This window comes from Pedobacter lusitanus (genome assembly GCF_040026395.1).
GTDB classification, from domain to species: domain Bacteria; phylum Bacteroidota; class Bacteroidia; order Sphingobacteriales; family Sphingobacteriaceae; genus Pedobacter; species Pedobacter lusitanus.
On record NZ_CP157278.1, the window covers coordinates 3,900,118 to 3,920,189 of the forward strand.

15 protein-coding genes are annotated in these 20,072 nt (G+C 39.2%); all 15 read left to right on the forward strand.

Going from position 1 to position 20,072, the window contains the following annotated elements:
* The first annotated feature begins 210 nt into the window (after nt 1-210).
* The 15 genes from PL_RS16870 (at nt 211) to PL_RS16940 (ending at nt 20,056) form a co-directional block, all read left to right on the forward strand.
* The gene (locus PL_RS16870) at nt 211-1,062 is read left to right on the forward strand and encodes a UDP-2,3-diacylglucosamine diphosphatase (protein ID WP_041882245.1); all 852 of its coding nucleotides are present in this window, start codon (nt 211-213) and stop codon (nt 1,060-1,062) included.
* A 28-nt stretch (nt 1,063-1,090) separates the two neighbouring features.
* Nucleotides 1,091-2,077: a glycosyltransferase family protein gene (locus PL_RS16875; RefSeq protein WP_348619950.1), complete on the forward strand. Its 987-nt coding sequence runs from the start codon at nt 1,091-1,093 to the stop codon at nt 2,075-2,077.
* A gap of 30 nt (nt 2,078-2,107) precedes the next feature.
* Complete coding sequence (locus tag PL_RS16880; protein ID WP_041882248.1) at nt 2,108-3,088, forward strand: DUF6427 family protein; 981 nt, start codon at nt 2,108-2,110, stop codon at nt 3,086-3,088.
* Between the two features lie 74 nt (nt 3,089-3,162).
* A complete protein-coding gene (locus tag PL_RS16885; RefSeq protein ID WP_041882250.1) occupies nt 3,163-3,918 on the forward strand; it encodes a type III pantothenate kinase in 756 nt (251 codons plus the stop codon).
* Nucleotides 3,881-5,221: a hypothetical protein gene (locus PL_RS16890; protein WP_348619952.1), complete on the forward strand. Its 1,341-nt coding sequence runs from the start codon at nt 3,881-3,883 to the stop codon at nt 5,219-5,221. The genes PL_RS16885 and PL_RS16890 overlap by 38 nt, the downstream gene beginning before the upstream one ends.
* Complete coding sequence (locus PL_RS16895) at nt 5,221-5,793, forward strand: hypothetical protein (RefSeq protein WP_052496281.1); 573 nt, start codon at nt 5,221-5,223, stop codon at nt 5,791-5,793. The genes PL_RS16890 and PL_RS16895 overlap by 1 nt, the downstream gene beginning before the upstream one ends.
* 558 nt (nt 5,794-6,351) lie before the next feature.
* Nucleotides 6,352-9,567, forward strand: coding sequence for a SusC/RagA family TonB-linked outer membrane protein (locus PL_RS16900; RefSeq protein ID WP_041882253.1), 3,216 nt, complete (start codon nt 6,352-6,354; stop codon nt 9,565-9,567).
* Nucleotides 9,568-9,584: 17 nt separating this feature from the next.
* A complete protein-coding gene (locus PL_RS16905) occupies nt 9,585-11,012 on the forward strand; it encodes a SusD/RagB family nutrient-binding outer membrane lipoprotein (RefSeq protein WP_348619955.1) in 1,428 nt (475 codons plus the stop codon).
* A gap of 291 nt (nt 11,013-11,303) precedes the next feature.
* Nucleotides 11,304-14,072, forward strand: a complete 2,769-nt coding sequence (locus PL_RS16910) for a TonB-dependent receptor (protein WP_041882255.1) — start codon at nt 11,304-11,306, stop codon at nt 14,070-14,072.
* 160 nt (nt 14,073-14,232) lie between these two features.
* Nucleotides 14,233-16,320 (forward strand): peptidylprolyl isomerase, encoded by a 2,088-nt coding sequence (locus PL_RS16915; RefSeq protein ID WP_316933267.1) that lies wholly within the window; start codon nt 14,233-14,235, stop codon nt 16,318-16,320.
* Between the two features lie 64 nt (nt 16,321-16,384).
* Nucleotides 16,385-16,900, forward strand: a complete 516-nt coding sequence (locus PL_RS16920) for a DUF2480 family protein (protein WP_041882260.1) — start codon at nt 16,385-16,387, stop codon at nt 16,898-16,900.
* A 31-nt stretch (nt 16,901-16,931) separates the two neighbouring features.
* On the forward strand, nt 16,932-17,708 hold the full coding sequence (locus PL_RS16925) for a DUF3108 domain-containing protein (protein ID WP_041882264.1): 777 nt from the start codon (nt 16,932-16,934) through the stop codon (nt 17,706-17,708).
* A gap of 4 nt (nt 17,709-17,712) precedes the next feature.
* Nucleotides 17,713-18,279, forward strand: a complete 567-nt coding sequence (locus tag PL_RS16930; protein WP_041882265.1) for a DUF3109 family protein — start codon at nt 17,713-17,715, stop codon at nt 18,277-18,279.
* An 18-nt stretch (nt 18,280-18,297) separates the two neighbouring features.
* On the forward strand, nt 18,298-19,158 hold the full coding sequence (rfbA, locus tag PL_RS16935) for a glucose-1-phosphate thymidylyltransferase RfbA (RefSeq protein ID WP_041882268.1): 861 nt from the start codon (nt 18,298-18,300) through the stop codon (nt 19,156-19,158).
* A gap of 25 nt (nt 19,159-19,183) precedes the next feature.
* Nucleotides 19,184-20,056, forward strand: coding sequence for an ROK family protein (locus PL_RS16940; protein WP_348619958.1), 873 nt, complete (start codon nt 19,184-19,186; stop codon nt 20,054-20,056).
* Nucleotides 20,057-20,072 lie beyond the last annotated feature (16 nt).

Sequence of the window (20,072 nt, forward strand, 5' to 3'; positions counted from 1 at the left end):
GATAAAGTTTAACCGCATTCAGTGTTGAGTTTAACAGGTAAATTGGAGGGTGTTTATACCATAATATTCATTTAACACATTGTTAACCTGAGTTTTGCACATTTGTGTATATAAACTGAAATGATATGCAAGAAGTAATTACGGTTGTCTGTGTTATCGCTCTTGTAGCATTCTTTTTCAGTCCTTATGATTTAACCATTGATGAAGACGATGTGTAAAAGAGAAGTTGATATTGTAGTGATTTCTGATGTCCATCTGGGCACTTATGGTTGTCATGCAAAAGAACTCCTTAAATATTTGAAAAGTATTAAGCCTAAAATGCTGATCCTTAATGGAGATATCATTGATATCTGGCAGTTTAGTAAAAGATACTGGCCGGAAACGCATATGAAAGTAGTCAGGAAACTGATGAAATTTGTAGTGGAAGGTGTGCCTGTGTATTATCTGACCGGTAATCATGATGAGCTGCTGCGTAAATTCGCAGATATGCACCTGGGAACCTTCCATATTCAAAATAAACTGGTTTTAGAACTTGACGGTAAAAAGGCATGGTTTTTCCATGGTGATATTTTTGACGTAACCATGCAGCATTCCAAATGGCTTGCCAAACTTGGAGCTGTCGGATACGATAGTTTAATCCTGATTAACAGTTTTGTAAACTGGGGTCTGAAACTGTTTGGCAGAGAAAAGATGAGTTTCTCTAAAAAAGTTAAAGCGCAGTTTAAGGATGCAGTTAAGTTTATCAATAAATTTGAAGACACAGCTGCAGAACTGGCAGCAAAAAATGGTTATGCATTTGTGGTATGCGGACACATTCACCAGCCGGAAATGAGAACTGTAACTACCGAAGACGGGCAGGTTCTTTATTTAAATAGTGGAGACTGGGTAGAAAACCTGACTGCACTGGAGTATAACCAGGAAAGCTGGACTATTTTTAAATATGATCATAAAGATTTTCAAACTGATGAGGTAGAAGAAGGAATTCTATCAGATAGTGAGGATTTACATAGTAAGCTGGATATCAATATGTTGCTACAAAAGATAAAATTAGAAATTGTCTAGCAAATAAAATTACAGATATTCGGCAGGGATGAAGATACTTTATGCTATTCAGGGTACGGGAAACGGCCATATCAGCCGTGCCAGGGAAATTGTTCCCTTATTACAGCAGCATGGTGATGTAGAGTTACTGATTAGTGGTACACAGGCAGATGTCAAACTAAGTCAGCAGGTGGCTTATCAGCTTCATGGATTCAGCTTTATTTTTGGAAAAAAGGGTGGGGTAAACCATTACGAGACCTGGAAATCGATGAATCTTCCAAGATTTGTTAAGGATATGCGCATGCTGCCCCTGAAAAACTATAACCTTATTTTAAATGACTTTGAGCCTGTTACGGCCTGGGCTTGTAAACTCAAAGGTGTGGAAAGTGTAGGATTGAGCCATCAGGCTTCCTTTCAGTCAAAAAAAGTCCCGAAGCCAAAAAGTATAGACTGGGCACAGCTGGTGATGAAATATTACGCGCCATCCACCCATTACGTGGGCTTTCATTTCAAAGAATACGACGATTTTATACATACCCCGGTTATTCGTTCAGAGATCAGAAATCTCCAGACCAGTAATCTTGGCCATTATACAGTATACTTGCCCGCCATTGACGATAAATTGCTGGTTCCGGTACTGAAACAGGTTCCGCAGGTAAAATGGGAAGTGTTTTCCAAACATACACGGACTAGCTTCACTGATGGAAATGTTTATGTGCGTCCGGTTAACAATGAGCAGTTCAATAGCAGTCTTGCCAGTTCTGAAGGGTTATTTACCGGCGGTGGTTTCGAAGGACCTGCAGAGGCCTTGTTTTTAGGGAAAAAGCTTTTGGTTGTTCCTATGAAGTTCCAGTATGAGCAGCAGTGTAATGCCTATGCTTTACAGCAGATGGGCCTGCCGGTAATCTGGGGCTCTAATAAAAACTGGTTACCAGTAATTCAGAAATGGGTAAATGAGCCACAGGAACATCAATTTAATTTTCCGGATGAAACAGCTGCGGTGATTGAAAAAGTTGTAAGGACTTTTGCCAGATAAATTTCTTTACTTTGCCCTTCTATTTATGGCATGATCAATCAATTCAAAACGTTAAACCCTATCAACCTGCTGTTGCTGTTCGCATATACTTTTTTTATGCGGATCTCTATTCTTATTAATCCGCCAGTGCGGTTGAATTTTGAATTTCTGGAATCCTATACCAAATTTATGGTTCAGATTCCTATAGGAGACAGTCTGCCGGTGATCAGTAATATTCTGCTGGCAGGGGTTTTGGTTTTTATTCAGGCTATTATTTTTAACAGAATCGTTAATAATCATGCATTGCTGGCTAAACCCAGCTTTCTGCCTGCATTGCTTTATATTACAGGAGCAAGTTTATTCGGACCTTTTCTGATTCTGAGTCCGGTACTGATCTGTAATTTTATGCTGATCCTGATTATGGATAAATTGCTGAAAATAGGGAAATCGCCCAATGCAATTATGATCATGTTTGATATCGGGATATTTATTGCAGTGGGCACTTTAATTTATTTTCCCTTTGTCATGATGCTGCTGCTGATCTGGCTGAGTTTGCTGTTGTACCGGTCATTTAACTGGAGAGAATGGGTCTCAGGGCTGGTGGGTTTTCTTTCTATTATCTTTTTTCTGGCTGTTTTTTATTACTGGAATGATAACCTCGGGATGTTTTATAAAATATGGCTTCCGTTAAAGAATAAGTTTCCGTCAATGTTTAAAATCAGGTATGATGATTACCTGGTATTGGTTCCGGTGGCAATTACCATGGTTCTGGCAGCAATACAGCTGAGGGAAAACTTCTTCAGAAGTTTTATCAGTACAAGAAAGGCCTTTCAGATGCTGTTTTTTATGTTTCTGATAGCCATCTTAAGTGTTTATACCAAATCGAACTTTAAACTTTATCATTTTTTACTGTGTGTGCCGCCGGGTGCAGTTTTGCTGGCTTACTATTTTTCAAACGCTGCAAAACGCTGGTTTTATGAAAGCCTGTTCCTTATTTTGGTTCTGACAATACAGTTCTTTTTGTTTGTTTAACTTTTTTTAACAATTTGACGGCTTGAAACTTGGTAAAGATTAATAGCTTTGTAACATGAAGCGTGGATTGGTAAATGCATAATCTTGTTATAGATATCGGCAATACTAACAGTAAAATAGCTGTTTTTAAGGATAAGGTGCTGGTATTTTTTCAAATCCTTGAGCATTTTGATCAGCAGGTGCTGACAGCTTTAATTGCAACATATAAAATAGCAAATTCTACTGTTTCCAGTGTGAAGAAGTCTGATGCTGATTTAATAGCTGTTTTAAAAGCCAAAACTAATTATTTGCCTTTTTCTACCAGTCTGAATACTGGCATTAATAATTATTATAAAACAGTATCTACCCTTGGGCAGGACAGATGGGCTAAGATAATAGCTGTTCATCACGCTTATCCCCGGCAAAATTGTTTGGTCATAGATGCAGGAACCTGTATCACTTATGACTTGTTAAACAAGGAGGGAGCCTATTATGGAGGCAGTATAAGTTTGGGGTTTAAGATGAGATTCAATGCCTTAAATCACTACACGGGTAAGCTGCCACTGGTAAAATGGGATAGGGAAATGGAAATTATTCCTCCGGGTACTGATACGGAGACAGCCATCATAAATGGCGTTTTACAGGGTGTAATCAACGAAGTTGAGGGTTTTATTGCGCTCAATGCCAAGAATAATAAAGAACTGAAGGTAGTTATAACTGGAGGGGATGCTACTTTTTTGCTGGAACAATTAAAAAACAGCATCTTTGCACCTCAAATTATACACGATCCCTATTTAGTATTAAAAGGATTAAATGAAGTCATTGCATTTGAATATGTACAAAAAAATTAACTATATAACTGCAGTTTTAGTTCTGCTGGCCAGCATTTCTGTGAACGCACAGGTTACTACTCAATCGCCATATTCCAAGTATGGAGTCGGAAATCTAAAAGGAATTCTGCTTCCCCAGTTCAGAGCAATGGGTGGTATTTCAACAGCGGTAAATAAACCTACAGGCTACAATAACATTAATATCCAGAATCCTGCATCTTATGCCGGGATTACTTCAACGACCATTGACGTGGGTATTGGAGGTACTTTTACCAATTTAAAGAAGAATGGTGCTACTGAAAACAGTTTTAATGGTACATTAAGTCACCTGGCACTTGCTTTTCCGGTAAATCAGCATTCAGCATTGAGTTTTGGTATACTGCCATATTCAGAGCTGGGCTACAATTTTTCCAATCAGCAAACGATTACCAGTACTCCCGGAAATCCTTCAAGTTCTGTAGTCAATAACGTTTATTCCGGTGAGGGAGGTTTGACAAAAGCTTATATCGGTTATGGTTATCGCTTTGGAGAACATTTCAGGGTAGGTGGTAATATCGAATATCTTTTCGGGAACCTGATGGAAAATAAAGGTGTCGAGTTTGTTAATGATCCGGGTGCCTTTGCTACGCGGCTGCAGAATAAAAACAGTATTGGCGGAATCAGCTTTTCTTATGGTGCACAATATGATATCCGTCTGAACACAAAAACATTACTGACTTTTGGTTATTCTGGTTCATCCGCCTCTACGATCAATTCAACAAGAACGTTCATGGCCAGTAAGTACTTATATGACGGTGCTTCGGGAGAGAGCAATGTAACTGTTGAAACTGTGGATTCTATTGCAAGCGGTAAATCCAATCTGAAACTTCCTTTAGTGCATAACTTTGGGATTGCCCTTCAAAAAGACAATAAATGGTTGATTGGAGCAGATTTCAGAACAGGTAAATGGTCTTCTTATTCTATCAACGGAGTAAATCAGGGATTACAGAATAGTCAGGGTGCATCAATTGGGGGTCAGATTACACCAGATATTACGTCTATCAATAGTTATTTCAAAAGAGTTGATTATCGTCTGGGCTTTAGTTACGATAAAACATATATTAATATTTCTGATAAAGATGTTAAGCAGATGGCTATATCTTTTGGTCTTGGTCTGCCATTGGCTAATGCACAAACCAGAGGGACATTCTACAAACTGAATTTCACTACCGAACTTGGTCGCAGAGGAACTATGCAGACTGGTGCGCTTCAGGAAAACTATGTCAGCTTTCATTTAGGCTTTACGCTTAATGATACATGGTTCAAAAGATTTAAATTCGATTAATGAACAGTGCCGGTATATTATCACGTATAGTTATACTGTGCTTTATTCCGCTTTTTTTAAGCTCCTGTAATGAGGATGACTTAAAAAAAGCGGCTACTATTTCTTCTAAAAAAGTTACGCTCAGTAAGGACAGGTCTTTAAAGGTAGAAATCGTTTTCAGCGACTCTGCTGTAGTTAAAGCAAAGGGATATGCTCCCGTTCTGGATCAGGTCAATCCATCTTCAGGCAGTAAATATCAGGAAATGCCCAAAGGTGTGAAAATTACCTTCTTTGATCCTCTTCAAAAAGTTACAGGTACAATTACTTCAGACTATGCAATCAGAAAAGAAACCGAACAGGTTACGATTTTTAGGAAAAACGTAGTTGTTGTAAGAGATGAGCTGACTTTTAATACCGAAGAGCTGACCTGGAACCAGCAAAAGAAAATGTACTTTTCTCCAAAGGGGATTGTAACCAGGCCTGATGGGACTGTCTTAAATGCAATTAATTTTACTGCTCCTGAAGATTTTAGTTCAGTCGCTTTTGAGCAGGGCTCTGGCGAGACTTATGTTAAAGGTGATTTAACACAGTAAAAAAACAGATCTGGCCTCTTCCTGGCCATGTGATATCTTAACTCTTCTCTTCCCGGTAAATCCTTCTGGTGTGCCTCTTTTTTAGGGTCTGCATACTATTGTATTGGTCATAATAGGTTGGTCTCTTGATTTTGTGCCTTTTGATTTCTCTGTATAACTGGCTTTATTTTCTTTTTTTCGTAAGTAATTACATTTATAACTTATAATTTATTTTTAAGGTTGTGTTAAACTCGTTTCTTAACCGGGACAAATGACACATTATTGTGTTTTTATGCATATAAGTTAACATTTGTTCCGATTATTGAGATTTATACTGTTTTTGTGTTTTATTCGTGTTTTTGTTAATATGTGGTTAATGTTTGTTAAAATAATATAGCTTAATGTTGTGATTGTTCTTTATAATAGAAGATTTGTTTTATTTGTGCACAAATGGTTCTAGTTATTAACAAATAATTTGATAATGATTTGCAAATGTTATATTAGGTACTGGTAGTTTATACCAATAATCGACTAACAAGTAACTATAATTAACATTTATTAACTAAATTATTTCTAATTATGAAAAAACTTCTCCAAAGTTTGTTCGTGCTCTTGTTTTTTGCAGTGTCTGCGATGGCTCAGGAACGGACAATTACTGGTACGGTTACTGCCCAGGAAGATGGGCTGCCGCTTCCAGGCGTAAGTGTTAAAGTAAAAGGAACAGCAATCGGAACAAGTACATCCGGAGCTGGAAAATATACTATTCGTGTGGGAGGCCAGGCGGTATTGGTATTTTCTTTTATCGGTTATCGGCCCAAAGAAGTAGCAGTAAGTGCGGCATCTTCAACTCTTAACTTGTCTTTAATAGCTGATAATACTCAGCTTAATGAAGTTGTCGTAACGGCCATGGGGCAAATCAGAACAAAAAACTCTCTGCCTTTTGCAGCGCAACAGGTTAAAGGGGATGAATTAACGCAAACCAGGACAGCCAATGCAGCATCTGCACTTTCTGGTAAGGTTTCCGGATTACAGATTATTCAGGGTAACTCCATAGGTGGATCCACGAATGTTGTGATCAGAGGAAATAAATCGCTGACAGGTAACAATCAGGCCCTGTTCGTAGTGGACGGCGTGCCTATTGATAATTCAAATAATAATACCACTACTCAGAAAGCTGGTGGTGGCGGGTACGATTATGGTAATGCAGCAGCAGATATCAATCCTGATGATATTGAATCAGTAAACGTGTTAAAAGGTGCTGCTGCAAGTGCGCTTTATGGTTCAAGAGGAGCAAATGGTGTAATTATGATTACTACCAAAAGCAGAAAGCAAGGCGGCATGGGGATAGTCATCAACAGTGGTCTGACTATAGGTGCGATTGATAAAACGACATTTCCCAAATATCAGAAAGAATACGGAGCAGGTTATTCAAGCGGTTATGAAAGCGGCGATGGTTTCCTTTTAATCGATGTTTTGGGAAAAGGGATAAAGGAAAGGGTTGCGCCAACCGGAGAGGATGCTTCATACGGGGCAAGATTTGATCCGAATTTACTGGTTTATCAATGGGATGCTTTTGATCCGCTTTCTCCCAATTATCATAAACAAACGCCCTGGGTTGCAGCTGCCAATGGTCCGGCATCTTTTTATCAGACGGCTGTTTCCAACAGTAACAGTATTATGCTGGACGGGGCATCTGATAAAGGGACAATCAAACTTGGTTATAGCAGAAATGATGAAAGAGGTACCTTACCTAATAGCAGGATTTTAAAGAATATTGTGAATTTTGGGGCTACTTATAAGATTACGGAACGTCTGACTGCTTCGGCCAGTGCCAATTTTTCAAAAGTAGACGGAACCGGCAGATATGGTACTGGTTATGATGGTTTAAATGTGAATCAGAATTTCCGGCAGTGGTATCAGACCAATGTTGATATAAAAGCTCAGAAAGAAGCTTATTTCAGAGAAGAGAAGAATATCTCATGGAACTGGAAAGACCCGTCCAGACCTGAAGGCCTGGTTGCAAGGTTCACTGATAATTATTACTGGACAAGATATCAGAATTATCAAAATGATACCAGAAGCAGGACTTTCGGAAATGCATCGGTGAATTATAAAGTGGCTGACTGGTTAAATATAATGGGCAGAGTAACATTGGATACTTATAATGAAGCCCAGGAAGAGCGTATTGCTGTAGGTAGTAATGGTGCTGCTAAATATTCTCGCCAGGATCGTTCTTTCATTGAAACCAATTATGATCTGATTGCAAACTTCGATAAAAACCTGACCAAAGATCTTAATCTTAAAGGGTTGTTGGGTACGAATATCAGAACAAGTACAATGAAGAGTGTTTTTAACACAACCAATGGTGGTTTATTTATCCCGAAATTATATACCATATCAAACTCTATCGGAACTATTGCGCCCCCTATTGAAGAGTATGAACCAAAAGAAGTCGATGGCTATTTTGGTGGTGTAACATTGACTTATAAAGAGTTTTTGACTTTTGACGGAACATTCAGAAGAGACAGATCATCAACTTTGCCAGTAAATAATAACGCTTATAATTATTACTCGCTGGCTGGTAGCTGGCTGTTCTCCAAACATCTGGCTGCAGATTGGTTGTCTTCTGGTAAAATCAGGGTGAATCATGCTACAGTTGGTAATGATGCGCCCTGGGGGAGTATTGTGAACTCTTATGTTCCGGAAAATAAATACGGAGGCAGTATCGTGTACAGGAACCCGATAACGATAAATAATCCTAATCTGAAGCCTGAGCAAACAGCAAGTACGGAAGTAGGTCTTGATATGTCTTTTCTGAAAGGACGTCTGGGTTTTGATGCCACCTATTACACTGCAAAAAGTAAAGACCAGATTGTTCCTGTTGCAATTTCCAGAGCTGTTGGATATGAAAGTGCCTATGTAAACGCAGGTGTGATTCAAAATAAAGGAGTTGAGCTATCTGTGTATGGCACTCCGGTTAAAACGGAAAATTTCAGCTGGAATGTTAATGTAAACTGGACGAAGAACAACAGTAAAGTACTGGAGTTGTATAATGATAGTAAGAATCTGCAGTTAGCGGGCTTTAATGCAGGTATTAGTGTAAATGCAACCCTGGGTCAGCCTTATGGCACCATTCAGGGAGCAGACTATGTGTATAATGCTCAGGGACAAAAGGTTGTTGGGGCAGACGGTTACTACGAAGTTACAACAAGCACAAGTAATGTAATCGGTAATATCAACCCGGACTGGACTGGCGGGATTTATAATAAATTCAGATATAAAAATCTTTCTCTGGGATTTTTAGTTGATGTCCGCAAAGGTGGTGATGTTTGGTCATTAGATCAGTTTTATGCTACTTATACGGGTATTTTACCTAATACAGCAGGGCTTAATGACCTGGGAAACCCAGTCAGAAATCCCGTTACCAATGATGGCAAAAGCGGTGGTGTTATTTATCCAGGTGTAACTGCTGACGGAAAGCCTAATACGCAAAGGGTAGTGGTAGATGCCAATTCAAAAAGACTGCCGCAATCAGAATATACTTATGATGCCGGCTACGTGAAATTAAGGGAAGCCACACTAACTTATACCTTGCCAAAATCTTTCATAGCTAAATGGGGACCGGTAAAAGGTGTAGATCTTTCGGTGTTTGGAAGAAATTTATGGATTATTCATAAAAACCTTCCGGATGCAGATCCTGAAGAGAATTTATCTTCTGGTAATGTTCAGGGTTTTCAAAGTGGTGCTTATCCTACCACCCGCATTATAGGATTTAACGCTAAAATATCATTCTAAAATCTAACTCAATTAAGATGAAAAAATCGATTATATTTTTTATTGGTATGCTGATATTTGCAGGCTGTAAGAAAGATATTGCCTCATTAAATACCAAAACAAAACAACCAACTACGGTACCCGCCGGAACCTTATTTGCATATGCAACTAAGAAATATGCTGATGCAATTACCAATGCGAGTGTAAATACTAATGTGTTCAGGTTTACCGTCAGTCATTGGGCTATGGTGAGTTATCAGGAAGAAGCACAGTATGATTTCTCAACCAGAGGAATACCTCTGGCATGGTGGTCTGAAATGTATAACGAAGTCCTCAAAAACCTGGATGATGCTATGGGGAAGGTTGCTGCCGATCCTGCATTGTCTGCTGGTGAAAAAGCAAATAAACTGGCTATTCTGGATGTTATGCAAGTGGTTGCTTATAGCACACTGGTCAATACGTTCGGAAATGTGCCTTATACAGAGGCGCTGAATTCGGCTAATTTTTTTCCTAAATATGATGATGCCAAAACAATTTCGCTGGATTTATTAAAACGTTTGAATAATGATATCAGTAAGTTAAATGCAGGGAGTCCTGGGTTTTCGGCTGGAGAAGACCTGTTGTATAAAGGGAGTGTGGCTAAATGGATCAGGTTTGCCAATTCTCTGCGTATGCAGCAGGGATTGATTATTGCAGATGCAGAAAATGCTATTGCTAAAACAGCAGTTGAGGCTTCGGATGCAGGAGCAATTTCATCTGCCGCAGATAATGCTTCATTTGCTTATTTAGCAGGTGCACCCAATCAGAATCCTTTGTATGTTGATATTGTTACTGGCGGACGGGGGGATTATGTTTCTGCTGAAGATCTGGTTAAAAAGCTGATTGCTTTATCTGATCCCCGGTTATCTCAGTTTTTTAATAAAAATGACGCAGGTAATTATGTTGGTGGTATTGTTGGAAAAGTAAATACACCTTCTTTAGTGTCTTTACCAGCAGAAAAAGTTTACGCAGCAGAAGAACCGTCGTTGTTTATGGATTATGCGGAAACTGAATTCTACAGAGCTGAAGCTATTGAAAGAGGTTTTGCTATGTCTGGCAGTGCCGAAACACATTATAATAATGCTGTTACAGCCTCAATTCTCTATTGGGGAGGTACAGCTGCCGAAGCTGCGGCTTATCTGGCCAGACCGGATGTCGCATATGCGACTGCTTCAGGTAGCTGGAAGGAGAAACTCGGTGTGCAGAAATGGATTTCACTGTATAGTCGTCCATTTAACGGCTGGACTGAATTAAGAAGACTGGATTATCCGAAGGTTACGCCGCCGGTAAGTGCGAGATCAACTTTTCCTGCCAGATTCCCTTATCCAAATAATGAACAACAATTGAATGGTACTAATTATGCTGCTGCAGCTGCAGCAATTGGTGGTGATAAAGTAACAACAAAGCTATTCTGGGATAAATTCTAATCGATTTATGCAGAAAGTATTTATACCAGGAAGCCCGCGGAAATTTTTCGCGGGCTTCCTGGTTTTTAATAGTGTGGGAATAGGTTAATTCTTGTTTATTTTCTGTCAAACGAGTTTGATTTTTTTCCTGATGATGAAAAAGACTGCATATCCAGGTCTCTTTGGGATAAAATGCATTGTAAACCCGGGGTTTTAAGGTTAAAATATTGGCAGTTAGTAGTATGGGTCAAATAATGTTGTATATTAATGTAATATTATTATTACCTAAACCAAAACTATCATCCAAAATCTATGAAAAAACAATTATCAGGTATTGTTATACTGCTGTTTCTGTTTGCAGAAATGGCAATTGCACAAAAAAAAGTAATTAGCGGGACTGTTACCGATGGAGCCAGCAAAGAAACTATTGCGGGTGTGTCTGTACGTGTGAAGGGAGGTACCCTGAGTACAAGTACCAATCAAAATGGACAATTTGCTATTCAGGCAGGTCCGGCAGATCAGCTGATTTTTAGTTATACAGGTTATACAGCGGTAACTATGACTGTTGGAACCAATGCAAAAATCGACGTAACCATGGAGAGCAATACTGCGCAGTTAAATGAGGTGGTATTGATCGGTACACGTTCTGCCGGCAGGGTAAAGCTGGAAACAGCTGTTCCGGTTGATATTGTCAATGTCAGCAAATCTGCGGCTACTACGGGCCGTATGGAGCTTACCGATATTTTAAATTATGCGGCACCTTCATTCAATTATAACAAGCAGTCCGGATCTGATGGAGCGGATCATGTTGAGCTGGGTACTTTAAGGGGGCTGGGACCTGATCAGACTTTAGTACTGGTTAATGGTAAACGCCGGCATTCTACTGCTTTTGTCTCTGTATTTGGAACAAGGGGCAGAGGGAATTCGGGAGTGGATCTGAGTTCGATACCTACTGCCTCAATTGAAAGAGTCGAAATTCTGAGAGATGGAGCTTCTGCTCAGTATGGTTCTGATGCGATTGCGGGGGTAATCAACATTGTGCTGAAAAAATCTGTAAACCAGTTTAATATCAACGCAGGTTATTCGGGGTATTACGATCCGGCATTTAACAGTGGAAAGAGTATTGTTGCCAATCAGTATCCTCATGGAGGAGCTATTGATGGAAATGCAGTTAATATAGATGCGAATTACGGCTTTAAAATAGGGAAAGAAGGATTTTTAAATATTACAGCAGATTATTCAAAAAATGGAAAAACTTACAGACAGGTCCATGATACAGCAACAGCAAACCCTAAAGCACTGCCTGTAAATACAGCAAGACGGGCTAATGGTGACGGCTCTTCAGAGAATGGAACTATATTTTTCAATAATGAGATTCCAGTGAGTGCAAAAACTACGTTTTACAGTTTTGGTGGTTTTAGCTACAAAGCATCAGATGCTTATGCGTTTTCGAGAAATTTTCTGGCCAGACCGGATCGTTTTCCAACAAAGCCTGACGGGACCTTAATTCCTGTGGATGGCGTGATTTTTAATACACCAAACGGAGATTCTTATTATAATCCGTTAATTGAAACGCATAATAGTGATCTGGCATTTGCTGCTGGTCTGAAAGGGAGTTTTGGAGATGCGTGGTCATGGGATTTTAGTAATAATACAGGAAATAACAACTTTCGCTTTTACGGGGAAAAGACCTTTAATGCTTCTTTAGGCGCAGGAAAAACTCATTTTGATGACGGCGGTTCTGCTTTTCTGCAGAATACAAGTAACCTGAATTTCAGCAAACATTTTGACAAAGTATTATCGGGATTTAACCTGGGTTTTGGTGCTGAATATCGTTATGAACGGTACAAAATCTTTTCCGGGGAGGAAGCTTCCTATAAAAACTATGATCCTAGTGGGGTGAAAGCGGCCGGATCGCAGGGCTTTCCGGGATTTCAGCCGGGTGATGCTGCGAATGCGAACCGCTCGGTATTTGGTGGATTTGTTGATTTTGAAGTCGACATCACTAAAAAATGGCTGATTGATTTTGCTAATCGTCTGGAGCACTACAGTGATTTTGGTTATAATTTCAATACTAAATTTGCTACCCGTTATAAAATCACAGATAACTTTAATGTCCGTGGTTCGGTGGGTACGGGTTTCCGTGCACCATCTTTACAGCAGATCAATTACAGTTCTACATTTACCAATGTGCAGGGAGCTATCATCTCGGAGGTTAAGATTGCGCCTAATCATAGCCCGATTACCCAGGCAGCAGGGATACAAAGTCTTAAACAGGAGAAATCCAGGAATGCCGGTTTAGGGTTTACCTTTAAGCCTGTTCCTGAATTCAGTATTACGGTTGATGGTTATATCATCAAGGTGACAGACCGTGTGGTACTGTCGGGGCAGTTCAGCGCAGAAGACAAGACGCTTGATCCATCGTTTACCGATGCACTGAAAGCACTTCATGTAGGTTCTGCACAGTTTTTCGCTAATGCAGTAAATACAACTAACCGTGGTTTGGATGTAGTACTGGATTACAATAAAACTATTGGAGATAACCGGTACAGAATGTTATTTACCGGAAATTTCCAGCATATGACTATTGATAAGATTAATTATCCGCCAATACTGGGCAGAACGGAAGCTTTACAGGAAACTTTTCTGAGTTCAAGGGAGCGGAAGTTCATTCTGGCCTCAGCTCCGGCTACCAAGTTCTCTTTAAATCCTGAGTTCGGACATAAAGATTTTACTGCAGGAATGCGTTTTACCTATTTCGGTAAAGTAGATATCTACGGATATGGGGATGGGTCAGGTATTTATCCTACTGTGCCTGCAGATAACGGATCAGGACCTTTGCCGGATTTGTATAATTATACCGGTAAAGTAGTCAGTGATGTTTACTTATCGTTTAAGTTGAATAAAATTGCACGTATTACCTTAGGATCTGACAATATTTTTAATGTTCACCCTGATCTGGGTTATATTAAAGGAGCAAAAGGATATGCTTATAACAATGAACCTGCAGGGCCATTTGACGCAGTGCAAATGGGGAGTAACGGCAGACGTTTCTTTGTTCGTGTGGGTTTAACCTTATAACATTTGAGTTTATTGAAGAAAAATCCCATCAGCTGTTTTTGGTTTGCTGATGGGGTTTTTGCAAGCCCTTATTCAAAAACATTAAATTGTTTTCTTTTTTTAGCAAAAGTTGTATCTTGCGCCCTCTTTAAAAATATAAATAATAGATATTATGGGTTTTATGACTTTTTTGCGGAATCGCATGGGCATTATCTTAGTGGGCGCCATCGGTTTTGCAATTGTTGCATTTTTAGTCGGTGATGCAATTAACGTAGGAAAGCCTTTCTGGGCAGCATCTCAAAAGGTTGTTGGGTCAGTGGATGGTGAGGACATCAACATCGATGAATTTGGTCCTAAAGTAGATCAGAATTTACAACAGTTCAAACAGCAGTACGGTGGTAGTGCTAATCCTCAAATGACAGCTATGGCTGTTGACAATGCATGGAATGGTGAATTAGCTACTTTACTACTGGCTAAAGAATATCACCGTTTAGGTTTAGGTATCTCCAGTGAAGAATTGTTCGATTTATATCAGGGTAAAAATCCCAGCCCGCTGATCGTTCAGTATTTTGGTAATCCTCAAACTGGTCAGGTTGACCGTGCTGCGGTAATCAATTCGTTGAAACAACAGGCAACAAACCCTCAGTTGAAACAACAGTGGGATCTGCTGGAAGCTGAAGTTGAAAAACAAGCTTTACAACAGAAATATGGTAACCTGATTAAAAACTCTGTTTACGTAACTTCTCTGGAAGCTAATGATGAGTATCAGAACCGAAATAAACTGGCTAGCTTTAACTATGTGAGTCTGGATTATGCAAGTATTCCTGATGCATCTGTTAAGCCATCAGACGCTGATTATTCAGATTATTACAATAACAACAAAAAGAGATTTGATAACCCTGCGGAGACACGTTCATTTGAATATGTTGCCTTCAGTGTTAATCCAACTAAAGAAGATTCTGCTGCGGTTAAAACTCAGGTAGAAAAATTAGCTTCTGATTTCAAAGCTTCAAAAAGTGATTCATTATTTGCGGCAGTTAACTCTGATGTTAAAGTTCCATATGCTTATATCAATAAAGGTAAATTAGATCCTAAAATTGATTCGGCAGTATTTGCTTTGCCAGCAGGAAGCTTCTACGGACCAGTGTTCACAGGAAATTCTTATAAACTGGTTAAAGTTATCGATACGCGTTTCTCTCCGGATTCAGTAAAAGCAAGTCATATCCTTTTAGACGCAACTAAATTAGGTGGTGTTGATAAGGCTGAGAAAATGGCTGACTCTTTAAAATCCCTGATCCAGAAAGGTGCAAGTTTTGCAGCTCTGGCTAAAACTTACAGTGTTGACGGATCGAAAGATAAAGGTGGTGAACTGGGTACTTTTTCAAGAGGCCAGATGGTTCCTGAATTTGAGAATGCAGCATTTAATGGTCAGGTTGGTGATCTTAAGGTAGTACGCTCACAATTCGGTGTACACTTAATTAAAATAGAAAAACAAATCGGTTCTTCTAAAGTAGCTAAACTGGCTTATATTGAGAAAAATCTTACACCAAGCAGCAAAACTAAAGATCAGGCTTACAAAAAAGCTTCGAGCTTCCTGAATGCTGTTAAAGGTGATAACTTCAGTGCTGAAGCTAAAAAACTAGGTTATACTGTAGCTATCGCAGATAGAATTACAGGTAGCCAGGGTTATGCACCTGGATTGGATAATCCACGTCAGTTGATCCGTGATGGCTTTGCAGCTAAAAAAGGAGATGTATTATCTGAAGTTTATCAGATGGATAATGCTTTTGTTGTAGCGCATGTGACTGACATCAAAGCAAAAGGTATTTTACCTCTGGATGCAATCAAAAAGGATATTGAGCCAATGGTTATCAATGCTGTTAAAGCTAAGATGCTGACTGAAAAATTAAATAATGCTGCTAAAGGCGCAGGTAATCTTGCACAGATAGCTCAGAAAGTTGGTAAAACAGTTACTCCTGTTACAAATATTGTGTTTTCAAACCCGATTGTTCCGGGAGCGGCACAGGAGAATAAACTGATAGGTACTGTATTTGGTTCTGCACCAGGTAAATTATCTAAACCAGTTGACGGTGAGCACGGCGTATATGTATTTACAGTGAATGGATTCAGTAATCCTGCTCCAATTGGAAATACTTACAAACAAAAAGAAATCATGCGTCAGGCAATAGCTCAGAAGTCATTGGGAGCAGCATTCCAGGCATTACAGGATAAAAGTGATATAAAAGACAATAGAGTGAAATTCTATTAATCTTATTTTACGTAATTTTGAAACCGGAAGTACATCACTTCCGGTTTTTTTATTTAAGAAGCAAATGGATATTCAGGAAAATATAGTTAATAAGGTTGCTGCCAGTGGTTTAGTTACTTTTAATCTGGAACTCTATTATGATAAAGGCGAAAGGGTAGTCTATGATATTAAGGACAATCTTTTTCATGGATTAATGTTAAGGGAAAAAGATTTCAGGGAATTTATCAAGACACATGACTGGGCTGCTTATGCCGGTAAAAATATTGCCGTAACCTGCAGTGCGGATGCGATAGTTCCAACCTGGGCCTACATGCTGCTTGCCAATAAACTGAAGCCTTATGCAAATGAAATTGTTTTTGGAAGTCTGGAGACTCTGGAGGCTGTTTTGTTTAATAAAGCATTGGCTAAAGTCGACCTTTCGGTTTACCAGGATGCGAGGGTTGTGGTTAAGGGCTGTGCAGATATTGATGTTCCGATATCGGCTTATGTAGAAATTACTACTTTATTAACACCTGTTGTTAAAAGTATTATGTATGGTGAGCCCTGCTCTACAGTTCCTATCTTTAAACGAAAGGACTAGTTTTTTGGATGAGTTTTTGTTTAAACAGGGTATGAGAAAATTATTTTTGCTGTTAGTGTTTTTGATTACCATCGTAAATGCAGAAGCTCAGGAATTACCATTAAAGAAAGAACCAATTTTTCAGGCGGGTGAGGTTTTGTCCTATAAATTGAAATATGGCTTTATTACAGCAGCAGAAGCGACGATTAAAGTCATGAATTCGGATCTCAGATTTGAAGATAATGAAACCTACAAACTGGTTGTTGATGCAAAAACATCAGGTACTTTTGATATTTTTTATAAAATAAGGGATCATTACGATTCTTATATAGATAAAACAAAACTGACTCCCTATTTTTATCAGGAGGATGTCAGAGAAGCGAGTTATACACGGAAAGATAAGGCGAGATTTACCCAGGAAGCAAAAAAAGTAGTTTCCAACCGGGGTACTTTCACTGCTCCGACTAACCAGACTTTTGATCTGGTTTCGGCTTATTATTTTGCAAGGAGTCTGGATATTTCCAAACTCAAACCTGGTGAGAAGTTTAAGCTGAATTACTTTTTGGGAGATGGGATACATCAGCTGGAAATTAAATATGTTGGCAAAGAGGTTATAAAAAGTAAACTGGGGAATATACGCTGTCTGAAATTCAGTCCTTCCATTGAGCCTGGCAGGATTTTCAGAAAGGACAGCGCTTTGTATCTCTGGATAACAGATGATGGAAACAGAGTGCCTGTAAAGGCTCAGGTAGAGATTATAGTGGGTGCAGTCACCATGGAAATTAAATCGGCGGATGGATTGAAATATCCGCTGGCTAAAGAAAACTAATAAGATGATAGAAGTACAAAATACACTCATACACGAAGATGTTATACGCGAAAGTTTTGTGTGTAATCTGAATAAGTGTAAAGGTATCTGTTGTGTAGAGGGGGATGCGGGTGCACCACTTGAGGTAGCTGAAACAGCTATTCTTGAAGAAATTTATCCTAAGATCAAACATTTGCTTGCACCGAAAGGGATAGCTGCCATTGAAGAATACGGTACCTCGGTGGTAGATTCAGATGGAGATCTAACTACACCATGTGTAGACGGGAATAAAGAGTGTGCTTATGTGACTTTTGAGAATGGAATTACTAAATGTGCTATAGAGAAAGCACATGAACAGGGCATTGTAGACTGGCAAAAACCAATCTCCTGCCATTTATATCCGATACGTATTACAAAATATCCTGAATTCGATGTGCTTAACTATGACAGATGGCATATCTGTTCTGATGCCTGTATATTTGGAAGAGAACTTAAAGTGCCGGTTTATAGCTTTCTGAAAGGTCCGCTGATCAGGAAATATGGAGCCGACTGGTATGAGGAATTAGAAAATAGTGTATCTTCAAATCTATAACCTTAAAAATATAAAATCTTGAAAGGAATAATTTTAGCAGGGGGGAGCGGCACCAGGTTGCATCCCTTAACTCTGGTTATGAGTAAACAAATGATGCCTGTTTATGATAAACCAATGATTTACTATCCGTTGTCCATCTTAATGCTGGCCGGAATCAATGAAATACTGATTATTTCTACCCCTCATGATCTTCCGAATTTTGAGAAGCTTTTAGGTGACGGCAGTAGCTTAGGGTGTAAGTTTTCTTATGCAGTTCAGCATGAACCCAATGGTCTGGCCCAGGCTTTTGTGATTGGTGCAGATTTTATAGGAACAGATAAAGTTGCTCTTGTATTAGGAGATAATATTTTCTATGGTGATGGTATGGCCAAGCTTTTACAGGCGAGTTCTGATCCTGAAGGTGGAGTTGTTTTTGCCTACCGTGTATCAGATCCGGAGCGCTATGGTGTAGTTGAATTTGATGAAGATAAAAAAGCAATATCCATAGAAGAAAAACCTGTAACACCTAAATCTGATTATGCGGTTCCGGGATTGTATTTCTATGATAATAGTGTGGTTGAGATTGCAAAAAATATCAAACCTTCGCCACGCGGAGAATATGAAATTACTGATGTTAACAAAGTTTATTTAGAGCAAGGTAAACTAAAGGTTGGTGTTTTAAGCCGGGGAACAGCCTGGTTAGATACAGGGACTTTTGCTTCATTAATGCAGGCCGGACAATTTGTTCAGGTTATCGAAGAACGCCAGGGCCTGAAAATAGGATGTATTGAAGAAGTTGCTTACCGGATGGGTTATATCGATAGTGAACAACTGCGTAAAATAGCTACTCCGCTAGTTAAAAGCGGATATGGTGCCTATCTGCTAAAAATGATCAAATAAATTTAAAATAATCTTAACCAGAAACATGAATTATAATTCGCCTAAACTACCCTATATAGGGGTGGATATTGGAGGCTCTCATATTACAGCCGCACATGTAGGTGCTGCTGATTTGAAAGTAATTAAAAGTTCGCTTATCAGAGAACGTGTAGCTTCGATGGAAGGTGCAGATGTGATTATTAAGTCCTGGGTTGATGCACTGACACCACTGATTGAAAATCAGGGAGACCAGACGACTTATGTGGGGATCGCTATGCCAGGGCCTTTTGATTATGAAAAAGGTATTTCCTTAATGAAGGGAACTAAAAAGTATGATTCTTTATACGGACTCAATGTATTGGAAATTCTGGCTGAAAAGTTAAATATCCCTACCAGTCATATTCTTTTTCGGAATGATGCTGAATCGTTTTTGCATGGTGAATTAGCCTCTGGAGCGGTTGCCGGAGAGAAAAGAGCACTGGGAATAACTTTAGGTACAGGACTCGGTTCTGCAAGTAATTGCCAGGGCAAAACTGTTGATTCGGATCGTGCGTTTATTCCATTTAAGGATAGCATTGCTGAAGAATATATTTCAACCAGATGGTTCTCCAAAAGATTTAAAGAGCTGACAGGCGAAGAAATTAAAAATGTAGAATCTCTGCTGGCTTCTGGTCAGCAGGAAATCAAGGATCAGATTTTTGAAGAATTTGGTCGGAACCTGGCTACATTTCTTAATGATTTTATTGAAGAAGAGAAACCTGATGTCATTGTGATTGGTGGAAATATTGCCAAGTCATGGGATTATTTTATCCCGGAAGTACAGAAGCATCTTAATGATAAACATGTGGTACTAAAGCAGAGTGTCATGTGGGAAGATGCAGCGCTTGTAGGTGCCGCTTACAGCTGGCAACAATCCTAGTTGACATGCTATTCAT